Source organism: Deefgea piscis (assembly GCF_019665785.1).
Classification (GTDB): domain Bacteria; phylum Pseudomonadota; class Gammaproteobacteria; order Burkholderiales; family Chitinibacteraceae; genus Deefgea.
Map to the genome: position 1 here is coordinate 2,016,744 of NZ_CP081149.1, position 25,021 is coordinate 2,041,764.

Consider the following 25,021-nt stretch of genomic DNA (forward strand, 5'->3'; position numbering starts at 1 on the left):
CTATCGGCTTAGGCGAGCGCCTGTGTAAAACGAATTAATGCATCCAATTTCGCTTTCGCCGCGCCACTGGCAATCACTTCATGCGCCGCGTTAATGCCGTCTTCGAGGGTGACGGCTAAGTTGGCGGCGTAGATGGCAGCACCAGCATTCAGTAAGACGATGTCGCGGCAGGGGCCGGTTTCACCGTTAAGGACGCTGTCGATGATCGCTTTGGACTCAGCAGCATTGCTGGCGTGCAGTGTTTTAATGTCGGCAAGTTCAAATCCCAGCTGGCGTGGGTCAAATTCGTATTCGGTGATTTGTCCGTCTTTGAGTTCAGCAATCATCGTTGGGCCGCTGATTGAGATTTCATCCATGCCGTCTTTGCCATGGACGATGAGTATGTGCTTGGCGCCCAGCTTTTGTAATACTCGCACTTGAATACCCACAAGATCAGGGTGAAACACGCCCATCACTTGATTGTCAGCACCCGCAGGATTTGTGAGCGGGCCAAGGATATTAAAAATCGTCCGTACCCCAAGCTCTTTGCGCACTGGCGCGACGTATTTCATTGCGCTGTGGTGGTTGGGGGCAAACATAAAGCCCAAACCGACTTCGTCGATGCACTGGCCGACTTGTTCGGCAGTCAGATTGAGGTTCACGCCAAAGCTTTCGAGCACATCGGCCGAGCCAGAGCTCGATGATACTGATCGGCCGCCGTGTTTGGCGACTTTGGCGCCTGCTGCCGCAGCAACAAAAGCGGAGCAGGTGGAAATATTAAACGTATGCGCGCCATCGCCACCGGTGCCGCAGGTGTCAACGAGGTGGCGTTGATCTTGCACTGCCACTTTGGTCGAAAATTCGCGCATCACGGTGGCCGCAGCGGCGATTTCAGAGACAGTTTCGACCTTGGTACGCAGACCAATCAAGAGCGCTGCGATTTGCGCGGGTGTCATTTCGCCCGACATGATTTGCCGCATTAGATGCAGCATTTCATCGTAAAACAATTCGTTATTGTCGATCAGGCGATTGAGTGCGGCTTGTACGGTAATCATGTTGTTTCCACAGAAAACCTGACGCAGAGACGCAAAGGCGCAGAGAAATTCAAATCTTAAATGACATCGTTAGTGAATTGATTGTGATGAAAAAATCATCCCAATAAGACTGAGTAGTGACTTATTAACGATTAATGATTGATCTCTGTGCCTCTGCGTCTCTGCGTTGAAGGCTTGTTAAGAAAATTCGCGTAAGAAATTAGCCAGCATTTGATGGCCATGCTCGGTCAAAATCGATTCAGGGTGAAATTGCACGCCTTCGATGGCTAGCGTTTTATGGCGCACCCCCATGATTTCGCCGTCGGTGGTCCATGCTGTGACTTCAAGGCAATCGGGAAGTGTGTCGCGCTCAATGGCCAGTGAGTGATAACGCGTTACCGTAACCGGTGACGGTATATCTTTGAACATCCCGATATCGTTATGGATAACAGGCGATACCTTGCCATGCATCAGTGTTTTGGCGTGCAAAACCACACCGCCAAAAGCTTCACCAATCGCTTGATGCCCCAAGCACACGCCCATAATTGGCAGCTTGCCAGCAAAATGCTTGATCGCCGCTACCGAAATGCCCGCCTCGCTAGGTGAGCAAGGGCCGGGTGAAATCACCAGATATTTTGGCGCTAAAGCTTCGATTTGTTCGATGCTGATTTCATCGTTGCGATGTACTTGGACTTCTTGGCCGAGTTCACCAAAATATTGCACTAAGTTGTAAGTAAAACTGTCGTAGTTGTCGATCATCAGTAACATAGTAAAACCCTTTCAACGCAGAGACGCAGAGACGCAGAGAAAATCAAAGATGATTAACAATTCTATGCGTGCCTTCTATCAATCGTGCGCTGTTGAAATTAATGAGTAGCCCTAATGGTTTTTGAGCTAAACGTAAATAATTAATAATTGTGCTTTGTGTACCGGCAGAATAGTTTCTACCGCTTTTATTTCGACAATTAGCTTGTTTTCAATCAGTAAATCAATACGAAATGAAGTGGCTAGATCTTTTCCTTTGTAATGCAAAGGCAGTGCTAATTGGCTTTGTGTGTTTAGCTTTCGCAAGCTTAATTCATGCAACATTGCGGATTCATAAACACCCTCAAGAAGTCCTGGACCTAAATGCCGATGCACTTCAATAGCAGCTCCAATTACTTGTTCGCTGAGCTCATTGTATTGCATCGCTTATTCTCCGTGCCTCTGCGTCTTTGCGTCTTTGCGTCGGGTTTTAAGCGTCCAAGCCTTGTTCAGCGAGCTCGGCGGCGCGGAGCACTGCACGGGCTTTGTTGAGTGTTTCTTGCCATTCGCTTTGCGGTACTGAATCGGCCACAATGCCGGCGCCGGCTTGCATATACAGCGTTTGGTTTTTAACCACTGCGGTGCGCAGCGCAATGGCGACGTCCATATCGCCGTTAAAGCCCAGATAACCGACTGCGCCGGAATAAACACCGCGTTTAGTCGGTTCCAACTCGTCAATGATTTCCATCGCCCGTACTTTGGGCGCGCCAGAAACGGTGCCCGCAGGGAAGGTGGCTTTAAGTACGTCAACCGCGCTGAGTTTGGGTTTGAGCTTGGCTTCGACGCTCGACACAATGTGCATCACGTGGGAGTAGCGCTCAACAATCATTTTGTCGACGAGTTTGACCGAGCCAGTTTGTGCCACGCGACCTGCGTCATTGCGGCCCAAGTCAATCAGCATCACGTGTTCGGCGATTTCTTTTTCGTCAGCGAGTAGCTCTTGCTCGAGCGCGAGATCTTCTGCGCGATCTTTGCCCCGAGTTCGCGTACCAGCAATGGGGCGCACAGTCACGGTGTCGTCTTCAAGTCGCACCAAAATTTCTGGCGACGCGCCAACAATTTGCATATCGCCAAAATCGTAATAAAACATATACGGCGATGGATTAATACTGCGCAAAGAGCGATATAAGGACATCGCCGAGGCGTGCATTGGCGCACTCATGCGTTGCGCTAGCACCACCTGCATCACATCGCCATCTTTGATGTAATCTTTGGCTTTGAGTACGGCCGCTTTAAACGGCGCTTCACCAAATTCAGACACCGGTACGCCCACATTGCCAGTCGGTAAAGAGAGCGCCATATTGGCCGGCTCACGTAATTTCATTCTTAATTCATGAATGCGTGCGCTGGCAGTGTCAAATGCGCCCGCTTGCTGCGGATCGGCGTACACCACTAAATACAGTTTGCCGCTCAAGTTATCGACCACGACGATTTCTTCAGAGAGTAATAACTGAATATCGGGCGCGCCAATCGGGTCGTCTTTCTGGCATTGCGCGAGTTTGCGCTCGATATAACGAATCGTTTCATAGCCAAAATAACCGACCAAACCGCCCATAAAACGTGGCAAGCCTTTGCTTGGTGGTGCTTTAAAGCGGGCTTGGTAGCTTTCGATAAAATCCAGTGGATTGCCATCATGCGTTTCAATGACCAGATCATCATGAATCAGCTCGGTGCGCATGCCGCATACTTTGATTCGGGTGCGCGCGGGTAAGCCAATAAATGAATAGCGACCAAATCGCTCACCACCGACGACCGATTCTAATAAATAAGAATACGGGCGATTGGCGAGTTTAAGGTACACCGATAGCGGGGTATCTAAATCAGCAAATAATTCTTGAATCAGCGGAATGCGGTTAAAGCCTTGGCTGGCCAAGGCATCAAATTCGATGCGGGAAATCATGGGTGTTACTCCAAATAGAATAGAAGAAGGGCGTCTGCGCGCGAGATCAGCGACGCCATCGCCATTCAAAAATTTCGTATTGCTGCTGTGCGGAGTAAAAAGCCATGTGAATTGATATCTATTTAAATCGAGGAGTAAGCCCCAATTGTGCGTGAACTGAACAATACCGTCAAATTCACGCGCCATTGGTGTGACATTGCTTGATTGGTTTGCAAGCTACAGGCGTTAAATCCGCCAGTTATGCCCAATTCAGGCGGTAAGCAGGAACAATAGTCAGCGATTTAAGTTGTTCATCACCCTCGATGTTCAAACTTGAATTCGCTGACGCTAGTGATGTGCTTGCCCGCACGTTGATGCTTAAGCGAGATCGAGAAAGTCACATAAATCAGCAAAGCTATGAATTACCGCATCGGCATTGAGCGACTCAACGTCGCTGCCATAACCATAACTCACCGCTAAAACTGGACAACCTGCCGCTCGGGCAGAAAGTACATCGTTGATTGAGTCGCCGACCATCAGCAATTGACTGGTGGGGACGTTTAATCGGCTGGCGGCATACAGTAGCGGATCAGCCGATGGTTTTTTATTGCTGACGGTGTCGCCCGCGACCACCACATCAAAATGCGTGTCGATGCCCATCTCGCGTAGCAAGGGTAGGGTAAAACGCTCTGGCTTATTGGTGACCAGTGCTAATGGGATTTGCCGCTCGCGTAGTAAATGTAAGGTGGCAAGCACTTTTGGGTAAAAGCGCGTTGCGATATGTAGTCCGGCAAGGTAGTGCGCATTAAAGCTCAGCATACCCTCACGCTGTATATCGCTACCAGTGTATTCTGCATCATGGCTGTCGGCCAATACCCTTGCTACTAAACTCGCCGCGCCATCGCCAACAAAGCTCGCCACGCGGTCACTTTCCAGTGGGGACAGCCCCGCGTCGGCACGGGCTAAATTGGCGGCACGGGCCAAGTCATGGATTGAATCGACTAAAGTGCCGTCAAGGTCAAATGCACAAGCAATAATACTCATTGAAGCCTCATTCATGTCTGCAAAAATCTAAGTCAAAAATCTGAATTGATCGTATCGATTTACAAAATAGTGAGTAAACGCGCAAAAGGGCGGCCGATTGCTGCTTTGCCTTGGTGAATTAAGATCGGCCGCTCGATCAACTGTGGGTGCGCAGCTAAGTGCGCGATAATCTGCGCTGCGCTTAATGCTCGCCCTTGGCATAACTCAGCCCAGAGCGGTTCTTTTTGCCGCACCAAATCCAGCGCAGCGATGTCGAGCATCGCCAATAAAGCCGTGATTTCATCGACGCTCAGCGCGTTATCAAGGTAAAGACGAACGTCGGGTGTATACCCTAGTACACTTAGTTCGCTTAGGGCTTCGCGGCTTTTGCTACAGCGTGGATTGTGCAGCAGCTGCATTACGCCACCTTGGCCAGTTCGGCGCGCATTTGGTCAATGACGGTTTTGTAATCGGGCTGGCCATAAATGGCGGAACCCGCAACAAAGGTGTCGACCCCTGCGGCCGCACATGCGGCAATATTGTCAACTTTGACCCCGCCATCGATTTCCAGCCAAATTTCACGCCCTGTTTTGGCGGTATAGGCATCGATGAGTGCGCGGGCCTGCCGTGCTTTGACTAAAGTTTCGGCGATAAAGGATTGACCGCCATAACCGGGATTGACTGACATCAGCAAAATCATGTCAATTTTGTCCATTACGTAGTCAAGGTAATGCAGTGGGGTTGCCGGATTAAATACCAAGCCTGCTTTACAGCCCGACTCTTTAATTAAACCTAAAGAGCGATCAATATGCTCAGAGGCTTCGGGGTGAAAGGTAATGATGTTGGCGCCCGCTTTGGCAAAGTCAGGGATAATGCGATCTACTGGCTTTACCATTAAATGCACATCAATCGGCGCGTCGGTCCATGGCCGGATGGCATCGCAAACCAAAGGGCCTATGGTGAGATTAGGCACGTAATGGTTGTCCATCACATCAAAGTGAATGATGTCGGCGCCAGCAGCGATAACGTTTTTTACTTCTTCACCCAAACGGGCAAAGTCAGCCGATAAAATACTTGGGGCGATGCGATAAGTCATAAATCCGGCTCCTAAGAAGGCAAAAATAGGCACTAGTAGGCTCTAGTGTGCCAGTTTAACGCGAAAACAAGATGACTTTGCTCAATATGCGTTCGCCGCGCTGGTAAACTGCCACATCGACCCGAACTATTGCAGACATACGGAGAAAACAAATTGGAAGCCACTTACAAAATAAGCGTTACGGCTCGGCCGTTTTATCTCGCTGAGCAGTCCAATGAAAGCGCAGAGCAATACACTTTTGCGTATCAAATTACGATTACCAATGAAGGCAATGTACCCGCAAAATTAATGGCGCGGCATTGGGTGATTGAAGATGGCCAAGGTCAGAAACAAGAAGTTCGCGGTTTGGGTGTGGTCGGTGAACATCCTGAAATAGCACCCGGCGAGAGCTTTGAATACACCAGTGGCGTAACGCTCAATGCCCCGGTTGGCACCATGCGCGGTAGTTATCAAATGATGGCGGCTGATGGTACTGAATTTGAAGCCACGATTGCGCCATTTATTCTTTCTATGCCCCGGACACTGCATTAATGACATCAACAGTAGAAAAAAACTTAAAACCACCACGTAAAGATTGGCAAACCTTATCCACTTTATTGCCTTACTTGATGCAATATAAGTTTCGGGTTTTTGCTGCCCTTAGCCTGCTGATTGCCGCAAAACTCGCCAATGTGTCGGTGCCTTTGGTGCTCAAAGATATTGTCGACCATCTGGATGTGCAAAATCAGGCCTTGGTGCTGCCACTGACGTTGATTTTGGCGTATGGCGCACTGCGATTGAGTTCGGCGGTGTTTGGTGAAATGCGCGATGCAGTCTTTGCCAAAGTCACCCAAGGTGCAATTCGTCGAGTGGCCTTGCAGGTTTTTGAGCATTTGCATCGCTTGTCGTTGCGCTTTCATTTGGAGCGCCAAACTGGTGGCATGAGTCGCGATATCGATCGCGGCACCAAGGGGATTGCGTTTTTATTGAACTTTATGTTGTTCAATATTTTGCCAACCTTGGTTGAGATTGCTTTAGTCGCGGTGATTTTGCTTAAAAAATACGATTGGTGGTTTGCCGCAGTCACGTTTGCAACGGTGGCGATTTATATCGCATTCACGCTGGGCGTCACCGAATGGCGAATGCGCTATCGCCGTGAAATGAATACCTTAGATTCCAATGCCAATACCCGGGCCATTGATAGTTTAATTAACTATGAAACCGTCAAATACTTCGGCAATGAGCGCTGGGAAGCCGAGCGCTACGACGCCAGCATGCAGCAATGGGAAGGCGCGGCGGTGCGTAATCAGGTCTCTTTGTCGTTTTTAAACGCCGGGCAGGCGATCATTATTGCCGTAGGGGTGACGCTTTTGGTCGGTATGGCAGCCGACGGGGTGGTTAAAGGCACGATGACACTGGGCGATTTGGTTTTGGTGAATGCATTTTTATTGCAGTTGTATGCACCATTGAATTTTTTGGGCTTTGTTTACCGCGAAATTAAGAATTCTTTAGCCGATATGGAAAAAATGTTTGGCTTAATGAGTAAAGGCGCTGAAATCAAAGACAAACCCAATGCTCAAGCCTTACAAACCCCGAGCGCGGCCATTACCTTTTCACATGTTGATTTTGGCTATGAGCAAAATCGACAAATCTTGCAAGACATTAGTTTTAGCATCCCTGCAGGGAAAACAGTCGCAGTGGTTGGTGCCAGTGGTGCGGGTAAATCGACCTTGTCGCGCTTGTTATATCGTTTTTATGATGTGAATTCGGGTGCAATCGAAATAAATGGTGTTGATCTGCGTGATTTAACGCAGGCTAGTTTGCGCTCGCACATTGGCATTGTGCCGCAAGATACCGTTTTGTTTAACGATACAATTTACTACAACATTGCTTACGGAAAGCCAACGGCGAGTCGTGATGAAGTGATTGAGGCGGCAAAATCAGCGCATATTTACGATTTTATTATGGCTTTGCCCGAAGGTTTTGATACCACCGTCGGTGAGCGAGGTTTGAAATTGTCAGGTGGTGAAAAGCAAAGGGTAGCGATTGCGCGTACGGTGTTGAAAAACCCGCCAATCTTGATTTTTGATGAGGCCACCAGTGCGCTCGACTCTCATACCGAGAAGGCGATTCAGGCTGAATTAAAAGCGATTTCTCTAAATCGAACGACTTTAGTCGTAGCGCATCGCTTGTCGACGATTTCGGATGCTGATGAAATTTTGGTGATGCGTGATGGCTGCATTGTTGAGCGTGGCAATCATCGTAAATTGCTGGCTTTGGATGGTGTTTATGCCCAAATGTGGGCGTTGCAGTTGAGTGCAGAGTAAGCAACGCATTGTTTCTTACAAAATCATATACAGTAAAGCCCTAGCCATTTTGGGTTTGTTGTTAAAAATCAAACGCCAATCAGAATGTAAGGTTTTTATGTAAATTTGTCACAGTTTTATTTATGCGAATCACGTGTAATAGCGCCCACATCGACTACATACTGTACGTCAGTGTGTGGCGCTATTATTTTGGGGGTTGCATATGTCGTTAGATCGTAAAGATTGGGAATGGGTATTGACGTGCTTCGGAACAGCAGTAGGGGCTGGGATCTTATACCTCCCTATCCGAGCTGGTTTGGGTGGGATTTGGCCGATGTTGATTTTAACGGCAATTATTTTCCCAATTACGTTTGTTGCGCATCGTGGGATTACGCGGGTTGTGGCATCGTGCCCTAAGCCAACAGACATTATTGGCGCAGTTGAATATGACCTTGGTCGTAATGTCGGGTTTGCTGTTTCTATTCTTTACTTCTTGTCTATTGTGACCATCTGTGTGGGCTATGCCACAGGTGTGACCAATATCGTAGAGTCTTTCTTACACAATCAATTGGGCGTTGTCGGTACGTCACGCACCGTGCTGACTTTTTTGCTCTTGGCTGGTTTGACCGGTGTCATTTTGGCTGGTGAAAAATTCATGGTTCGCATTACGTCGATGATGACGTTTCCGTTGATCATTATGCTAGCTGGTTTGTCGATTTATATGATTCCACAATGGAATACAGCGATTTTAAGCGCGCCGTTTGAGGTGGGTGATGTGTTTAAAAATATGCTGTTATTGTTCCCAGTGTTAGTTTTTGCGATGAATTTTTCGCCAGTTTGCTCAACACTAGCAGCTTCGTATCGTTCGCAATATGCTGCTGATGAAGCCGTAAAACGCACCGATGGCATTATCAAATGGACTTCATTGATTTTGTTGGTTTTTGTGATGTTCTTTGTGTTTTCGATGGTGTTGGCGACGTCACCTGAAGTGTTGGCGGCATCACAAGCGAAAAACGTTGATATTTTGACAACGGTGTCTTTAATAGTTTCGCAGCCATTCTTGCAATATTTGATTCCACTGATTGCGTTTTTAGCCATTGCTAGCTCGTATTTTGGTCATTTTGTCGGTACCCGTGAAGGTTTGGTGGGGATTACGACTCGAGTGATGACTTGGAATAATCCAGCAGCAGAAGCAAATTTAAATCTTAAAAAAATCAATATGATCGTGACCATTGTCATGATGATTGGTCTTTGGTTCTTGGCGGTTTACAACCCACCAATTCTAAAAATCATCGGCGCTTTGTCGGCACCAATTATTGCGATTTATGCGTACTTGATGCCTGTGATGTTGATGAAACGAATTCCGCGTTTGTTTATCTATCAATCAAAAACCGCTGGATTTATCTTTGTGATGGGTTTGGTCGGTATTGTTGGTGATTTTGTCGGTAGTTATTTGTAATTTGTACCGATACTAAATCAGTTGGTTTTGATTTGCTGGATCAGTCGGGCTCATCGCTCGCCTGATCCATTTTATTTATCAGTTAGTGGCGATCCTGCTAACGGGAGTGAATGATGTTAAGTGTTTTTGATTTATTTAAAATTGGTATTGGCCCATCGAGTTCACATACAGTGGGGCCGATGGTCGCGGCAAAAACGTTTGTTGATGATTTGCTCGCGCAAGGAAAAATGCTACAAGTGCGTCGGGTATCCGTTGATTTTTACGGCTCTTTAGCCTTAACAGGCGAGGGGCATGGCTCTGTTAGTGCCGCTTTGGTTGGTCTAGAGGGTGATACCCCTAAGTTTGTTGAACCAGAACGCGTTGGTTTACGTTTTCAGCAACTTAAAGAAAGTGATGCGCAGTTGTTGATCGCGGGGACGCACCCGATTGCTTTTGATTTTCAGCGTGATGTTCAGTTGCATAAGCATCTGTTTTTAAAGCAGCATTCCAACGGTATTCGTTTCCGTGCTTTTGATGCCGATGATGTTGAGTTGGCCAATGATGTGTTCTTTTCGGTTGGTGGCGGCTTTGTAGTGAGCGAGGCTGAGTTTGGTCAGACTCGTGAATCTGCGACAGTGCCGTTTCCGTTTAAAAATGCCGCAGATCTATTGGTTCATTGCCGTACACAAGGCAAGTCCATTGCTCAAATCATGATGGCCAATGAGCTGGCGACTCAATCTGAAGTAACCGTACGCGCTCAGTTATTGGAAATCGCCAATGTGATGCAGCAGTGCATTCATAATGGCTGTACTCGTGAGGGTGAGTTGCCTGGCGGCTATCACGTAAAACGTCGAGCACCAGGCATTTTCCGCAAAATGGTTGGCATGCAGCTAACGGGTCGGGCTGATTTTATGTTGTGGCCAATGATTTATGCGATTGCCGTTTCAGAAGAAAACGCCAGTGGCGGGCGAATTGTAACGGCTCCGACTAATGGTGCCGCAGGGATTATCCCCGCAGTATTGCAGTATTATCGCAATTTTACGCCTAACGCTAATGATGCTGGTGTGGTGGATTTTTTGCTAACGGCCGCTGCGATTGGCATGTTGTATAAAATGAATGCATCTATTTCTGGCGCTGAAGTGGGGTGTCAAGGTGAAGTGGGCGTGGCGTGTTCCATGGCTGCTGGTGCATATTGTGCGGTACTGGGTGGCACTTTAGAGCAAGTTGAAAATGCCGCTGAAATTGGTATGGAGCATCATCTTGGACTGACGTGTGATCCTGTTGGTGGCTTGGTGCAAATTCCGTGTGTTGAGCGCAATGGGGTTGCTGCTGAAAAAGCGATTAAAGTCGCACAATTGGCGCTGATGGAAAACGGCGAGCATAAGGTGAGTTTGGACGAAGTCATTGCGACGATGTACCGCACGGGCATGGATATGCATAATATCTATAAGGAAACATCTTTGGGTGGTTTGGCGCTGACGGTGGGAGTGCCGGCGTGTTAAGCCAATAACAAGAGGCAAGCAGATGCAAAAAGTGCTGATGATTTGTACCGGTAATATTTGCCGCAGCCCGACGGCGGACGGTGTGTTGCGACATAAAGTGCTGTCGCAGCATTTGGCGGGGCAAATTGAAGTCGATTCCGCTGGAACGCAAAGTTATCATGTGGGTGAGGCGCCCGATCGTCGCGCGCAAAAACATGCTTTACACCGAGGTTATGATTTATCTTCTTTACGCGCTAGGCAAGTGAATGCCATGGATTTTGCTGAGTATGATTTGATTTTAGCGATGGATAAAAGTCACCTAGCTTACTTGAAACAGCATTGTCCAGTTGCTCATCAGCATAAGCTGCGCTTATTTATGACTTTTGCGACTCAATCGACTGAACGTGAGGTGCCTGATCCTTATTACGGTGGGGATGCGGGTTTTGAGTTGGTGCTTGATTTGATTGAAGATGCATGCGACGGTATTTTGCAATCTCTGCGTTAGCGGGTAAACCCCGATTTGCACTTAGGCCATAAAAAGCATTAAAATGCCGCCTTACCCTTCGGGGGAGTAGTCGCCTGCCTGAGTTTAGGTCTATTGCCTAAGCGTTTGAGCAGGGTCTGTGTCAACATATTTGCAGCTGAGCGCATGGCATAGATAGCGAGCTTTTTGCTTCGCCTGACGAGACCTGAAGTTATTGTCGCGTATTCCTGGATGGGCTACGCGCAATGACTTCTTGTTTCTGCCCATCCGGAGTGCTGTTTATGTTTGATACGTTGTTAGTTTCAACGGGTGTAGTGGCTATTGCCGAGATGGGCGATAAAACACAATTGCTGTCGTTGATTCTTGCTGCCCGTTTTCGTCGGCCGTTGCCGATTGTGGCGGGCATTTTTGTTGCAACTGTTTTGAATCACTTTGCTGCCGCATGGATAGGGCAGCAGGTGGCAGGTTTGATTTCTGCCGATATTTTGCGCTGGATTGTTGGGCTTGGTTTCTTGGCGATTGCGGCGTGGGCTTTGGTGCCAGATAAAATCAGCGAAGAAGAATCACAAGTAAAACCGTACGGGGCTTTTGTTGCGACAACAATAGCGTTCTTTTTTGCCGAAATTGGTGATAAAACGCAAATCGCAACGGTCGCGTTGGCTTTAAAGTACACCCCATTGTGGCAGGTGGTTATGGGAACAACGATAGGAATGATGCTAGCCAATGTGCCCGCTGTGTACTTGGGTAGTTGGATTGCAGCACGAATGCATTTATTGCAAATGATTCGATTTGTTGCGGCTGGCGTCTTTGCGATTCTAGGTGTCTTGGCCCTGATGGGTGTTGCGGGTTAAAAGTGTAGTTGAAAGAGAAGGCGAGCCTTGTGCTCGCTTTTGTTATTCGTTAATTAAAAAACATCTCAGGGAGTAGGTATGCTGGACTCGTTCTTTAAGCTAAAAGAAAACGGTACCGATGTAAGAACCGAAGTTATTGCAGGTTTTACTACATTTTTAACGATGGCTTACATCGTCTTTGTTAATCCGTCGATCTTAGCTAAAACTGGGATGGATTTTAATTCGGTGTTTGTCGCTACCTGTTTAGCTGCAGCATTGGGTACTGCAATTATGGCTTTAGTGGCCAATTATCCTATCGCTCTTGCGCCGGGCATGGGTTTAAATGCCTATTTCACCTATACCGTGGTTTTGGGGATGGGGGTTTCTTGGCAAGTGGCACTGGGTGCCGTATTTATCTCCGGGGTGATTTTTCTTTGCGTATCGCTATTTAAAATCCGTGAAGCGATCGTAAATGCGATTCCACATTCACTTAAATTAGCCATTTCTGCTGGTGTTGGTATGTTTTTAGCGATTGTTGCGCTGAAAAATGCCGGCGTTGTGACTGGTTCACCTGCGACCTTGGTTACGTTGGGCGATATTCATGCGCCGCAAACATTACTGGCGATTTTTGGCTTCTTTTTGATCGTTGCTTTGGAATACCGCAAGGTGCATGGCTCGATTATTATTTCAATTTTGGCAGTGACTTTACTGTCCATTGGCATGGGTCTGTCTGAATTTAAGGGCGTGTTTTCTGCCCCACCGTCAATGGCACCAACGTTCATGCAGATGGATTTGATGGGCGCATTAGATGTTGCCTTGTTGGGCGTGGTGTTTGTTTTGTTCTTTGTCGATTTGTTTGATACCACCGGCACTTTAGTGGGGGTTTCACACCGCGCTGGTTTGTTAGATAAAGATGGCAAGTTGCCCCGCTTGAAAAAAGCTTTGCTGGCTGATTCAGTTGCAATTACTGCCGGTGCTGTGATGGGTACCTCTTCAAGTACCGCTTATGGATTTATGCGGTAAAAGGGCTGTAATCCCGCTTTTGGTGCGTGTTGCAGCCATGGAGACATCATGGGCAGCAGCACCGATATCGTAGTTAAGCATTATCGACAAATTCTGATTTGGCCGTTGCAATTAATGCCTTTGCCCGAAGTTAGAGGGCGAAGCCGTGCGATGGGGCGTCATTGGGAAGTGATGTCGGCGATGTCAGCTGCCGGTTCGCCTTGGCAGCCCAGGCCAACGGAGTTTGATGGCGACCCAGCCGAATTTAAAGAGCGGCACTATCGAGAATTTGTCACTTTTTTGCCTTATGTACAGCGTTTTTTGTACGGGGAAGGGCGTAGCGAAGCAGGTGATGCCGCTAATTATGGGCACTCGCCTATGCATGTCTTTCGACGCAAAGATATTCAACAGGTCTTAATGGTCTTTAAAGATGGTAAAACACACCATTTTAAAGTGATTCATTTAGACCTGTATTTTTTTTACGATCTGGATGTCGTTATTTTGGCGCTGGAATTGGGCGGTGACAATTTATCGCTCAGACGTGTGCAAGATGCCATGTTTCGTTTTGGTCGTACCTTTCCCGCGCAGTGGGACGAAAACGAAACAGCAACGAGTTGCCTACGTAAAGTAGCTTGGCTCGATGCGGCCGGGGATGTGATAGCTTCTAGTGATTACGAAGATCGAGCAGGTTATTTGCAGCATATGGGGCAATTTTGTGCCCCCAAAATGGCTTCTCACTGGGAGTATTTACTCAGCCCATTGGTGATGCATCATTCTAATGCGGTAGGCGATTTACGCTACCGACAAATCGAATACCATCGAATGCCGATGTTGGCTTACTTGTCATTTGAGAACCCGTTTGTGCTGTCTGACGAAGATTTTTATCGTTTAGGGACGGTTAGTCGACCGAGTGACATGGATGCGCTACCTTTTTCTAGTAAGGTGTTTGCGGCTTTTGAAGCCAATTGTTGTTACGATCGATTTTGGATCCCTGAAAATAATAGCCCAATGGCCTCAACACGGTTGATGTGCAATGGCCAAGCATTTGTGATGGTGGGGATGGCGGGCAATCCATTTTTTGTTGATCCTTATACTGGCTCTCTAGGGCAATTTCGGCATCAATATTTTTTGTTGACATTGATCGCCCACTTTCACAAAGCTTCGTTATTGATGTTTTCTGATCGCCTAGCGGTGGCTCTGGCCAAGCTCAATGTGCAAGATGAAATCTCAATCCGCAATTTTAAGCGTGAAACGCGGCTGCTTCAGGCGGCTTTTTTGCGTTTTACACAGCGCTACTGGTTTCGCGAAGTTTCCAACCAAGCCATCAGCAGCCAATTGTTTTTGATGCTAAAACGCCAGCTAGATACCGAAACCTTGTATGCCGACGTACGAGAATCGGTGCAGGCAATGAGCCAATACCTTGAAAATGAAGACTTACGCCGACAAGCCGATACAGTGGTTCGATTGACCGTGGTGACGATTTTAGGTTTGGTGGGTACGACAATTACCGGTTTCTTGGGGATGAATCTATTTGCTTTGGCGGAAGAAAGTGGCTGGAATCGCTTGTGGTATTTCATTGGCGTGAGTATTCCAATTACGCTGTTGATTCTATTTACAGTCGCTAAATCAAAAAGTTTATCTGAGTTTTTGGATGTGTTATCGGATGATCGAGTGCTCTGGTTGAGTAAAATCAAGCAGTTTTTGCATATAAAAACCTGAGCATGAAAGGAATGCATGCTGATGTGAGCAGATGTTTTGTTGATCGGAGTGCTGTAAGTTGCTCATGTCGTGGTAGAATTGCGCATCTTTTAACGATGAATACGGATGCGTTAACTCATGTTCTCTAAGTCTCAAACCATTGCCCAGTATGATCCTGATCTCGCCGCTGCCATGGCGGCCGAAGTTGTTCGTCAGCACGAACACATCGAGCTGATCGCATCGGAAAACTACACTAGCCCAGCAGTGATGGAGGCTCAAGGCTCGCAACTGACAAATAAATACGCCGAAGGTTATCCTGGTAAGCGTTTTTATGGTGGCTGTGAATACGTTGACGTCATCGAACAACTCGCTATTGATCGTGTAAAAGCTTTGTTTGGCGCTGAATACGCCAATGTGCAGCCGCACTCTGGCTCACAAGCTAATCAAGCGGTGTATTTTTCTATCTTGAAACCGGGCGATACCATTATGGGTATGAATCTGGGTCATGGTGGTCATTTAACGCATGGTTCGCCAGCTAATTTATCAGGTAAATTATTCAATATCGTGGCTTACGGTTTGAATGAAAACGAAGAAATCGATTACGACGATATGGAGCGCGTTGCGCTAGAAACCAAGCCAAAATTGTTGATCGGTGGTGCATCAGCCTACGCACTGCGTTTTGACTGGGCGCGTATGCGTGAAATCGCCGACAAAGTTGGCGCTTACTTCATGGTTGATATGGCGCATTACGCTGGTTTGATCGCGGCAGGCGTTTATCCAAATCCAGTACCGCACGCTCACTTTGTAACATCGACTACGCACAAAACATTGCGTGGTCCACGTGGCGGGATTATCTTAGCTAAAGCTGAGTTTGAAAAATCAATCAATTCTAATGTGTTCCCAACATTGCAAGGCGGCCCGCTAATGCACGTGATCGCAGGTAAAGCGATTGCATTTAAAGAAGCGGCAACAGAAGAATTCAAAACTTACCAAAAACAAGTGTTGCTCAATGCACAAGCCATGGCGGCAACCTTGGCTGAACGTGGTTTGCGGATTATTTCTGGTCGTACCGAATCGCACGTATTCTTGGTTGACTTGCGCCCTAAAGGCTTGACTGGTAAAGCTGCGGATGCCGTTTTGGGCAAAGCACACATTACCGTTAATAAAAATGCGATCCCAAATGATCCAGAAAGCCCATTTGTAACCTCGGGGATTCGTATTGGTGCACCTGCCATTACCACTCGCGGCTTTAAAGAAGCAGAAGCCATTCAAGTTGCGCATTTAATTGCTGATGTATTAGACAACCCGAATGATGAAGCTAATTTGGCCGCGGTTGCCGAAAAAGTAAAAGCATTAACGGCGCGTTTCCCAGTTTACGAAGTATAATTTCACGCAATTAAAAAAGGTGGTGCACCTGCACCACCTTTTTGCATTTTGATGTACCAAGATTAGGTATATTAATCCAAGGCAATTCTCAGTTGACTTGGATTAATATACCAAGCGTATTACTACCAATGTGCCTTGGCTTGGCTGTTCAATATGAAATGAACAGCTTAAGATGCTCTTTATTCGTTCTTTTTAGGTTTTCGTGCTATGAAATGCCCATTTTGCGGTTCACCCGACACTCAAGTCGTGGATTCTCGCGTTTCTGACGAAGGGGATACTGTACGTCGTCGTCGTCGTTGTGCGATTTGCGATAAGCGTTTCACCACTTTTGAAACTGCTGAAGTACGTATGCCGCAAGTAGTGAAGCAAACTGGTCAGCGTGTTGAATTTGAAAGAGAAAAAATTCGCACCAGTTTTATGCGCGCCTTACACAAGCGCCCAGTGCCAACCCCTTTGGTTGATGAAGCCATTTCCCGAATTATTCAAAAAGTACTGACTGTTGGCGAACGAGAAATTATGTCGCGACAGATCGGTGAAATGGTGATCGCTGAGCTCGCCAAGCTCGATAAAGTCGCCTATATCCGCTTTGCCTCAGTGTATCGCTCATTTCAAGACGTTGAAGATTTTCGTGACGTCATTCGTGAAGTCAGCAAGGAATAGGCATGGCTTGGCGTTCGATCGACTACCTTATGATGGCTCAGGCGCTGCATCAGGCCAAATTGGGCCAAAATAACACCTCGCCCAATCCGAGTGTTGGCTGTGTTTTGACTAAAAACGATCAAATAATCAGCATGGGCCATACCCAAGCCGCCGGTGGCGCGCATGCCGAAGTGATGGCGCTGCGTGCTGCGGGTTCGGCCGCACAAGGTGCCACTGCGTATGTCACTTTAGAGCCATGTAGTCACTTTGGAAAAACGCCGCCCTGCGCCAACGCGCTGATTGCTGCTGGCGTGACACGAGTGATTGCCGCATTATTGGATCCAAATCCTCTGGTATCAGGGCAGGGCTTACAGCGACTGGCCGAGCATGGCATTGTCGTTGAGCATGGTTTAATGGCTGCCGAGGCATTGACGCACCATCAAGGTTTTTTTAGCCGGATGATCCGTCAACGGCCTTGGCTGCGCTGTAAAGTTGCCGCCAGTTTGGATGGGCAGATTGCACTTAGTAATGGGCAGTCCCAATGGATTACGGGGCCTGCTGCTCGTGCGGATGTACAACGAATTCGTGCCCGCTCATGTGCGATGATCACTGGCATTGCAACGATTTTGCATGACGACCCCCAGCTCAATGTGCGTGATTTCCCAGTTGAGCGTCAGCCGATTAAGGTGATTTTAGATAGTCAAATGCGCACGCCCGTATCGGCTAAAATTTTACAGCAGGGTCAAGTTTTGATTGTCGCGGCGCAAGAGACAGAGCGCCGATTGGCTTTGGAAGCAGCAGGTGCTGAAGTGATTTTGTGCCCTGATCAATCCGGCGTTCGGATTGATTTGGCTGCACTATGTGACGTATTGGCAGTACGCGGTTGCAATGAAGTGACGCTTGAGGCCGGTGGTACTTTAGTCGGCGCTTTTTTTGCGGCAGGTTTAATTGACGAATTGTGGCTGTATCAAGCGCCGGTATTGCTGGGGCAAGGGCAGGCGATGGCACAGTTTTGCTTGAGTGATTTAAGTCAAAAACAAGTCCCAACGCACATTGCTCGACGTATGGTGGGTGATGATCAGCGCATTATTCTGCGTTTTACTGATCCAGCAACCGAATGGTTAGGAAAATAAAAATGAATTCAAAACCCATCATTGTTTGCCCTGATTGCGGCAAGGAAATTGAAGTGTTAAAAGCATGTGGCGCGAGTAACTTTTTTTGCAATCATTGCAATGAATTAAAGTCGTCACAGCGCGTCAAGGCAGCCAATCCGCTGGTCTTTCCCGCTCAACCGGAAAAATAAGGACGTTTATGTTTACAGGCATTATTCAAGCGATCGGCCAGATTGAAGCCGTTACGCCTTTTGATGGCGGCGTACGCTTAACCATCGATGCGGGTGATTTAGATTTATCGAATGTCGGTTTAGGCGACAGTATTGCCCACAATGGCGCATGCATGACTGTTGTCGAGCAAATACCCAATGGCAAATATTTAATCGACGTCTCCGATGAGTCTTTGCGTTGCACCGTAGGATTAGATGCAATCGGCGCAGTGAATTTAGAAAAAGCCATGCGCTTGGGTGATATGCTTGGCGGTCATTTGGTTTCAGGACATGTGGATGGCGTTGGGCTGGTTCGCAGTTTTGATTCAGTGGGGGACAATCGCGAATTAATTATTTTGGCGCCGGCTGGCTTAGCAAAATATTTGGCAGTAAAGGGCTCGGTGGTCGTCAATGGCGTTTCGTTAACGACTAACTGGATTCGTGACGTGATCGATGGCTGTGAATTTTCGATTAACCTAATCCCACATACGCTGTCAGTGACGACGTTAGGGGCGATTGAGCCAGGTCAGCGCGTTAATTTAGAAATTGATTTGATCGCTCGCTATGTTGAACGTATGGTTTCTTTGGAGTCAAAATAATGAGCCAGATCGCACCTGTTAATGAAATTATTGCCGAATTAAAAGCCGGTCGCATGGTGGTTTTGGTCGACGAAGAAGACCGCGAAAACGAAGGTGATTTGGTGCTGGCCGCCGATTTTGTGACGCCTGAAGCCATTAACTTTATGGCTAAATTTGGGCGTGGCTTAATTTGCTTAACACTCGATCAAACGCGTTGCCAGCAGCTTAATTTACCAACGATGGTCAAAAACAATGGTTCTTCGTTTGGCACCAACTTTACCGCTTCAATCGAAGCGGCCGAAGGGGTCACTACCGGTATTTCAGCGCATGACCGCGCGCTGACGATTCAAAAAGCGGTTGCTTTTGGTGCTAAAGCCAGTGATTTAGTCTCACCTGGCCATGTATTTCCGATTATGGCGCAACCGGGCGGCGTTCTGGTTCGTGCCGGACACACCGAGGCAGGCTGTGATTTAGCGATGATGGCGGGTTTAACCCCAGCATCAGTCATTTGCGAAATCATGAATGAAGACGGCACTATGGCTCGTTTGCCAGAATTGCTTGAGTTTGCGAAAACGCATCAACTGAAGATTGGTACTATTGCCGATCTAATTCATTACCGTAGTCAAACAGAATCACTGGTCGAATGTGTGGGTCGGCGTATGATTCGCACCTTGGCCGGTGAGTTCGAATTGGCGGTTTATCGCGATAAATTAACCGCAGCAACGCACTTAGCGTTAATCAAAGGTCAGCCTGCAGTTGATCGTGAGGTTCTGGTTCGAGTGCATGAGCCATTATCGGTGATGGACTGGATTGATCTAGATTCATCTGCGCACTCTTGGTCTATTGAAGCGACGTTGAATGCCATCTCCGCCGCAGGTGAAGGCGTGGTGATTTTATTGCATCGCACCGAGCTGGGCTCCGATCTTTTGGGCCGTGCGCTACCTGAGTTAAAGCTCAATCCGCCGCAAAAATGGGATTTACGCACCTATGGGATTGGCGCGCAGATGTTAAAAGACTTAGGCGTTGGCCGGATGCGCCTAATGTCACCAGAGCGTAAAATCCCGAGCATGATGGGATTTGGATTAGAAATTACGGGCTTTATTGCCCCAGAAGGAAAATGAAAATGTCAAAAAATATTCCAACAATTGCACCCGTTTTGTCTGGTGCGGGATTGCGGATTGGTGTGGTAATGAGCCGATTTAACACCCCCGTTTGTGAAGGCCTACGTGATGTTTGCCTGACTGAGTTATTGGCGCTCGGTGTGGCCGAGCAAGATATCGTGCTGTGTTCGGTGGCCGGCGCTTTAGAAATTCCCGTGGTTTTACAAACCATGGCTGAAAGCGATCGTTTTGATGGCTTGATTGCACTTGGTGCGGTCATTCGAGGCGATACTTATCATTTTGAACTGGTGGCCAATGAGTCGGGCGCTGGGGTAACACGTGTGGGCTTGGATTTTGGGATTGCAATTGCGAATGCGATTTTAACTACCGACACGGATGAGCAAGCAGAAATTCGTATCAAAGAAAAGGGCCGTGATGCGGCTCGCACTGTCGTGGAAACGGCTAATTTAATTAAGGCATTACAAGTATGACTGAAGCCATCGTAGCACCTCGTCCAAAACCCAAATCGGCTCGTCGCCGTGCGCGTGAATTTGCCGTTCAAGGGACTTACCAATGGCTAATGACGCGGGATACGGTCAATAATATTGATCTTTTTATTCACAACAGTACTTCTTATTTTAACAAGTGCGATGAAGCTTTGTACCGTGGCATTTTGTTTGGCGTGATTAAAGACGCCGGTGCTTTAACCAAAGCACTTGAGCCACACGTTGAGCGCCCATTGGAAGAAGTTAGCATCGTTGAAATGGCGATTTTATATACTGGCGCTTTCGAAATTATTTCAATGCCAGAAACACCATATCCGGTCATTATCAATGAGTCGATTGAATTGGCCAAAACATTTGGTGGTTCAGACGGTCATCGTTTTGTGAATGGTGTACTCGACAAGTTGGCCGCTTTGGTGCGCGCCGAAGAGTTTGCTGCTGCGGCAGCAAAACGTCGTTAATTTAAAATCCCCCTTAACTGCCCAGTTGCTTGGGCAGGGTTAAATGTTGTGAATGAATTCGATTTAATCGCTAAATATTTTACCCGCCCAGCGGTCAATGCCGATTTAGGTATTGGTGATGATGCCGCATTAATGTCGATCACCGCTCAGCATCAATTGGCCATTTCGGTGGATATGCTGGTCGCGGGTCGGCATTTTTTTGCCGATGCCGATCCTGAGCGGTTAGGGCATAAATGCTTGGCCGTTAATTTGTCCGACATGGCGGCAATGGGGGCAAAACCGACTTGGTTTACGCTGTCGCTGGCCTTGCCAGCCATGGACGAAGCTTGGTTGGCAGCATTTAGTCGTGGACTATTTGCCTTGGCCGATCAACATGCGGTGTCTTTGGTTGGCGGTGACACGACCAAAGGGCCATTAACCATTTCAATTCAAATTGCCGGCGAGATTCCAAGCGGGCAAGCTTTGCTGCGTAGCGGCGCTCAAATCGGCGACGATGTGTGGGTGTCTGGCGCTTTAGGTGCCGCCGCTGCGGCCGTGATGCATCGTACGGGTCGCATTGCTTTACCTGCCGATATCGCCCAACGCTGTGATTTGCGCTTAGATCAGCCTACGCCTCGGCTGGCACTGGGTATGGCATTGCGCGGTATTGCAAGTGCGGCACTGGATTTGTCGGATGGCATTCTGGGCGATTTGGCGCATATTTGTGAGCAATCAAAATGCGCGGCACGGCTTGAACTCGATTTGATGCCATATGCCGCTGAACTCAAGGCGCTCCCGAGCACGCTGGCTTTAGAAGCCGTGCTCGCAGGAGGGGACGATTATGAGCTCTGTTTTACAGCATCGCCTTTGCAGCGCCAGCAAATTTTAGCCATTGGACAAAGCTTGGCGACACCCTTGTATCGGGTCGGGGAAATCATCACCCAGCAGCCTCAATCGCCCTTAGTGCAAGTATTTGATGCATCAGGGAACGTCATCGCGACCCCGTTTACTGGTTTTGATCACTTTAAATGAAAAAACAACCTCAGATCGCTGTTGATCTTCGCTTTCTTTTGGCGCACCCAGCGCATTTTATTGCGCTGGGCTTTGGAAGTGGTTTGCCTAAAGTTGCACCAGGCACTTGGGGTACTTTAGCGGCGCTTCCTTTGTTTGCGCTTTTGCAGTATTTTTTTACACCACTGACCATCGCGCTGCTGTGTATTCCCGCATTTATTATTGGCACTTGGGCCGCCGAGCTAACTGGCCGCAATTTGGGGGTGAGTGATTATGGCGGCATTGTGATCGATGAAATCGTCGCCATGTGGCTGGTTCTTTGCATTGCACCGCCGACCGTATTGGCATGGACGCTGGCTTTTGTTTTGTTTCGTGTGTTTGATATTCTGAAACCTTGGCCGATTCGTTGGTTGGATCAGTATGTTAAAGGCGGATTTGGTGTCATGATCGACGATATTTTGGCTGCTGTTTTTGCCATGATTCCGCTGTATTTGCTTCGTGCTTATTTATGATCGATTCGCCTGCTGAATTACCCGAATTGAACGAGGCGCAACTGCAAAGAGCGGCTTTAGTCGATACCGTACGTCTTTTGCCCGATTTGCCTGGCGTTTATCGTTATATCGCTGCCGATGGCACGGTGTTATATGTCGGTAAGGCTAAAAGCCTTAAAAAGCGGGTGTCGTCTTATTTTCAAAAAAATGATCAAAGCCCGCGAATTCGCTTAATGTTGGCGCAAGTGGCAACTGTTGAAACGACAGTGGTGCGTTCTGAAGCCGAAGCTTTGGTGCTAGAAAACAATTTAATTAAAGCCTTAAGTCCTCGTTACAATATTTTATTTCGGGATGATAAGTCTTATCCCTATGTGATGCTCAGCGGTCACGCTAGCCCACGCCTTGCGTATTACCGCGGTAGTTTAGATAAAAAAAACACTTATTTTGGCCCGTTTCCCAATGGCTATGTGGTCAAAGAAAGTATCCAGTTGTTGCAAAAAGTCTTTTTGCTGCGCACCTGTGAAGACTCCGTATTTGCCAATCGCTCTCGACCTTGTTTATTACACCAAATCAAACGCTGTTCAGCCCCTTGTGTTGGATTGATTACGCCTGAGGCGTATCAACAGGATGTGCATAACGCGGTGCTGTTTTTGTCTGGCAAAGAAAACGAAGTCCTCAATACCCTCGAAGAAAAAATGCAAGTGCTGGCAACAGAATGGCAATTTGAAGCCGCTGCTGCAGTGCGTGATCAAATCCAAGCGTTGTCACAGGTACAAGAGCGACAGTTTGTTTCGTCCAATACCAGTGAAATGGACGTGGATATTGTGGCCTGTGTTGAAAGCGAGGGCATGTTGTGTGTCAATTTGGCAATGGTCAGAGGCGGGCGCCATGTGGGGGACAAAAACCTATTCCCAAGTCATGCCGATGACTACACGCCTGCAGCTGCGATTCATGCATTTTTAGCGCAGCATTATCTAGACCGAATTACCCCCACGATGATTTTATGTTCGCCAGAGCCAGATGAGTGCGAGGTCTTGGCTGAATTGCTTAGCGCGCAGGCGGCGAGAAAAGTACTGCTCAATGTCAATCCCAATGGTGAGCGACGTATCTGGCTAGAAATGGCTAAGCGCAACGCTGAGCTGGCTATACTGCAGAAAAAAGGCCAACAAGCCGATCAGGCGAGTCGTTTGGCGGCCTTAGTTGAAGCGCTTGGCTTACCAGAGGAAACGCAACGTTTAGAATGCTTTGATATTTCGCATACCTTAGGCGAAGCCACTGTGGCATCGTGCGTGGTTTATGATCGACAAGCCATGCAACCCAAAGAGTATCGGCGCTACAACATTGGCACCGATAACTCCGGCTCAGCCAAAGATGGCTTTGCGTTAATTACGCCAGGTGACGATTACGCAGCTATGCGGCAAGTGTTGTTACGCCGCTACGAGAAGGTTGCAGCGGGTGAAGGCGTGATGCCCGATGTGATTTTGATTGATGGCGGAAAAGGACAGCTGGGCATTGCTATCGAGGTCATGAATGAAATTGGCTTGACCACGCCATGGTTAGTTGGCGTGGCCAAAGGCGAGACGCGCAAAGCCGGTTTAGAGCAATTGATCGTGCCCAAGTCAGGAAACACGGTACAATTACGCCGCGACCATCCTGGCTTACATCTGATTCAGCAGATTCGGGATGAAGCGCATCGCTTTGCGATTACCGGGCATCGCGCTCGGCGTGGCAAGGCTAGACTCGCTTCAACGCTTGAAGACGTTGAAGGCGTTGGCCCCAAACGCCGGCAAAAATTGCTGGCCCGCTTTGGTGGTTTGCAAGGAGTAAAAGCTGCAAGTGTCGATGAGTTAGTGCAAGTTGATGGCATTAACCAAGCGCTTGCTGAGAAAATTCACGCCGCTTTGCGCGGCTAATAAAGTGTCCTAATGCCATTTAATTTACCTATTTTCCTGACTTGGTTGCGCGTTGCGCTGATTCCCGTTTTTGTGGGTGTGTTTTCATTGCCGCACGCTGAATATCCTTTGGCTTGGCAAAATATGGTTGGCGCCAGCCTCTTTATGTTGGCGGCAGTGACCGATTGGTTTGATGGATTTTTAGCGCGGCGCTGGAATCAAACCTCGCAATTTGGCGCGTTTTTGGATCCGGTGGCCGATAAATTGATGGTGGCAGCGGCATTAATCTTGTTGGTGCAACTAGATCGAACCGAAAGTTGGCTGGCGGTGATTATTATTGGCCGCGAAATCACCATTTCTGCCTTGCGCGAATGGATGGCGCAATTGGGTAAGGCCAAAAGTGTTGCGGTGAATTTGATTGGTAAACTAAAAACCACGGCGCAAATGATTGCGATCGTGTTGTTGCTTTGGTCTGAGCCGCTGATTCCGGGGGTGTCGACGCAGCTATTGGGCACTTTGGCGCTGTATATTGCTGCGATCTTAACCATTTGGTCGATGTTTTATTACCTACGCGTCGCTGCGGAGCAATTTCGTGAGCATGGATAAGCCATACGGCGTTTGCGTAAC

25 protein-coding genes and 2 pseudogenes are annotated in these 25,021 nt (G+C 48.0%); 20 read left to right on the top strand and 7 right to left on the bottom strand.

From position 1 onward, the window contains the following. Window positions 1-8: 8 nt before the first annotated feature. From trpD to rpe, 7 genes and pseudogenes are all read right to left on the bottom strand, one after another. Window positions 9-1,034: an anthranilate phosphoribosyltransferase gene (gene trpD / locus K4H25_RS09380; protein WP_221020275.1), complete on the bottom strand. Its 1,026-nt coding sequence runs from the start codon at window positions 1,032-1,034 to the stop codon at window positions 9-11. Between the two features lie 177 nt (window positions 1,035-1,211). Then, a complete protein-coding gene (locus tag K4H25_RS09385) occupies window positions 1,212-1,781 on the bottom strand; it encodes an anthranilate synthase component II (RefSeq protein WP_221020276.1) in 570 nt (189 codons plus the stop codon). Between the two features lie 43 nt (window positions 1,782-1,824). Then, window positions 1,825-2,201, bottom strand: a pseudogene (locus K4H25_RS09390) (GxxExxY protein). A gap of 46 nt (window positions 2,202-2,247) precedes the next feature. After that, on the bottom strand, window positions 2,248-3,717 hold the full coding sequence (gene trpE / locus K4H25_RS09395) for an anthranilate synthase component I (RefSeq protein WP_221020277.1): 1,470 nt from the start codon (window positions 3,715-3,717) through the stop codon (window positions 2,248-2,250). Window positions 3,718-4,074: 357 nt separating this feature from the next. After that, window positions 4,075-4,740 (bottom strand): phosphoglycolate phosphatase, encoded by a 666-nt coding sequence (locus K4H25_RS09400; protein ID WP_221020278.1) that lies wholly within the window; start codon window positions 4,738-4,740, stop codon window positions 4,075-4,077. Between the two features lie 59 nt (window positions 4,741-4,799). Continuing rightward, window positions 4,800-5,138, bottom strand: coding sequence for an ArsC/Spx/MgsR family protein (locus tag K4H25_RS09405; RefSeq protein WP_221020279.1), 339 nt, complete (start codon window positions 5,136-5,138; stop codon window positions 4,800-4,802). Then, window positions 5,138-5,815 carry a ribulose-phosphate 3-epimerase gene (gene rpe / locus K4H25_RS09410; protein WP_173534109.1) on the bottom strand — a complete coding sequence of 226 codons (678 nt, stop codon included), beginning with the start codon at window positions 5,813-5,815 and terminating at the stop codon, window positions 5,138-5,140. Before rpe ends, K4H25_RS09405 begins: the two co-directional genes overlap by 1 nt. Window positions 5,816-5,968: 153 nt before the next feature. On the opposite strand from rpe, the gene apaG reads away from it, so the two are divergent. From apaG to pgsA, 20 genes and pseudogenes are all read left to right on the top strand, one after another. Then, complete coding sequence (gene apaG, locus K4H25_RS09415) at window positions 5,969-6,346, top strand: Co2+/Mg2+ efflux protein ApaG (protein WP_182077262.1); 378 nt, start codon at window positions 5,969-5,971, stop codon at window positions 6,344-6,346. Next, window positions 6,346-8,121, top strand: a complete 1,776-nt coding sequence (locus tag K4H25_RS09420; RefSeq protein ID WP_221020280.1) for an ABCB family ABC transporter ATP-binding protein/permease — start codon at window positions 6,346-6,348, stop codon at window positions 8,119-8,121. Before apaG ends, K4H25_RS09420 begins: the two co-directional genes overlap by 1 nt. 202 nt (window positions 8,122-8,323) lie before the next feature. Beyond that, window positions 8,324-9,559 (top strand): amino acid permease, encoded by a 1,236-nt coding sequence (locus tag K4H25_RS09425; protein ID WP_221020281.1) that lies wholly within the window; start codon window positions 8,324-8,326, stop codon window positions 9,557-9,559. Window positions 9,560-9,672: 113 nt separating this feature from the next. Further along, on the top strand, window positions 9,673-11,040 hold the full coding sequence (locus tag K4H25_RS09430; protein ID WP_221022915.1) for an L-serine ammonia-lyase: 1,368 nt from the start codon (window positions 9,673-9,675) through the stop codon (window positions 11,038-11,040). Between the two features lie 22 nt (window positions 11,041-11,062). Next, entirely contained in the window at window positions 11,063-11,524 is a 462-nt protein-coding gene (locus K4H25_RS09435) for a low molecular weight protein-tyrosine-phosphatase (protein WP_255587476.1), read from the top strand. A 260-nt stretch (window positions 11,525-11,784) separates the two neighbouring features. Further along, the gene (locus K4H25_RS09440) at window positions 11,785-12,354 is read left to right on the top strand and encodes a TMEM165/GDT1 family protein (protein ID WP_221020282.1); all 570 of its coding nucleotides are present in this window, start codon (window positions 11,785-11,787) and stop codon (window positions 12,352-12,354) included. A 78-nt stretch (window positions 12,355-12,432) separates the two neighbouring features. Continuing rightward, window positions 12,433-13,341, top strand: a pseudogene (locus K4H25_RS09445) (NCS2 family permease); the annotation flags it as partial. A gap of 63 nt (window positions 13,342-13,404) precedes the next feature. Further along, on the top strand, window positions 13,405-15,054 hold the full coding sequence (locus K4H25_RS09450) for a CorA family divalent cation transporter (RefSeq protein ID WP_221020283.1): 1,650 nt from the start codon (window positions 13,405-13,407) through the stop codon (window positions 15,052-15,054). Window positions 15,055-15,171: 117 nt separating this feature from the next. Next, window positions 15,172-16,419: a serine hydroxymethyltransferase gene (glyA, locus tag K4H25_RS09455; protein ID WP_173534119.1), complete on the top strand. Its 1,248-nt coding sequence runs from the start codon at window positions 15,172-15,174 to the stop codon at window positions 16,417-16,419. A 207-nt stretch (window positions 16,420-16,626) separates the two neighbouring features. Then, window positions 16,627-17,079, top strand: coding sequence for a transcriptional regulator NrdR (gene nrdR / locus K4H25_RS09460; protein WP_173534120.1), 453 nt, complete (start codon window positions 16,627-16,629; stop codon window positions 17,077-17,079). A gap of 2 nt (window positions 17,080-17,081) precedes the next feature. After that, on the top strand, window positions 17,082-18,191 hold the full coding sequence (gene ribD / locus K4H25_RS09465; RefSeq protein WP_221020284.1) for a bifunctional diaminohydroxyphosphoribosylaminopyrimidine deaminase/5-amino-6-(5-phosphoribosylamino)uracil reductase RibD: 1,110 nt from the start codon (window positions 17,082-17,084) through the stop codon (window positions 18,189-18,191). A 2-nt stretch (window positions 18,192-18,193) separates the two neighbouring features. Next, window positions 18,194-18,361, top strand: a complete 168-nt coding sequence (locus K4H25_RS17125) for a YfgJ family double zinc ribbon protein (protein WP_221020285.1) — start codon at window positions 18,194-18,196, stop codon at window positions 18,359-18,361. A gap of 8 nt (window positions 18,362-18,369) precedes the next feature. Continuing rightward, window positions 18,370-18,978: a riboflavin synthase gene (locus tag K4H25_RS09475; RefSeq protein ID WP_221020286.1), complete on the top strand. Its 609-nt coding sequence runs from the start codon at window positions 18,370-18,372 to the stop codon at window positions 18,976-18,978. Next, the gene (ribBA, locus tag K4H25_RS09480; RefSeq protein ID WP_221020287.1) at window positions 18,978-20,078 is read left to right on the top strand and encodes a bifunctional 3,4-dihydroxy-2-butanone-4-phosphate synthase/GTP cyclohydrolase II; all 1,101 of its coding nucleotides are present in this window, start codon (window positions 18,978-18,980) and stop codon (window positions 20,076-20,078) included. The genes K4H25_RS09475 and ribBA overlap by 1 nt, the downstream gene beginning before the upstream one ends. A gap of 2 nt (window positions 20,079-20,080) precedes the next feature. Beyond that, window positions 20,081-20,548 (top strand): 6,7-dimethyl-8-ribityllumazine synthase, encoded by a 468-nt coding sequence (gene ribH, locus K4H25_RS09485; protein ID WP_173534125.1) that lies wholly within the window; start codon window positions 20,081-20,083, stop codon window positions 20,546-20,548. Next, window positions 20,545-21,021: a transcription antitermination factor NusB gene (nusB, locus tag K4H25_RS09490; protein WP_221020288.1), complete on the top strand. Its 477-nt coding sequence runs from the start codon at window positions 20,545-20,547 to the stop codon at window positions 21,019-21,021. Before ribH ends, nusB begins: the two co-directional genes overlap by 4 nt. 48 nt (window positions 21,022-21,069) lie before the next feature. Further along, window positions 21,070-22,032, top strand: a complete 963-nt coding sequence (gene thiL, locus K4H25_RS09495; RefSeq protein ID WP_221020289.1) for a thiamine-phosphate kinase — start codon at window positions 21,070-21,072, stop codon at window positions 22,030-22,032. Further along, the gene (locus K4H25_RS09500; protein ID WP_221020290.1) at window positions 22,029-22,523 is read left to right on the top strand and encodes a phosphatidylglycerophosphatase A family protein; all 495 of its coding nucleotides are present in this window, start codon (window positions 22,029-22,031) and stop codon (window positions 22,521-22,523) included. The genes thiL and K4H25_RS09500 overlap by 4 nt, the downstream gene beginning before the upstream one ends. Further along, a complete protein-coding gene (gene uvrC / locus K4H25_RS09505) occupies window positions 22,520-24,415 on the top strand; it encodes an excinuclease ABC subunit UvrC (protein WP_221020291.1) in 1,896 nt (631 codons plus the stop codon). The genes K4H25_RS09500 and uvrC overlap by 4 nt, the downstream gene beginning before the upstream one ends. A gap of 12 nt (window positions 24,416-24,427) precedes the next feature. Further along, entirely contained in the window at window positions 24,428-25,000 is a 573-nt protein-coding gene (pgsA, locus tag K4H25_RS09510; RefSeq protein ID WP_221020292.1) for a CDP-diacylglycerol--glycerol-3-phosphate 3-phosphatidyltransferase, read from the top strand. Window positions 25,001-25,021: the final 21 nt, after the last annotated feature.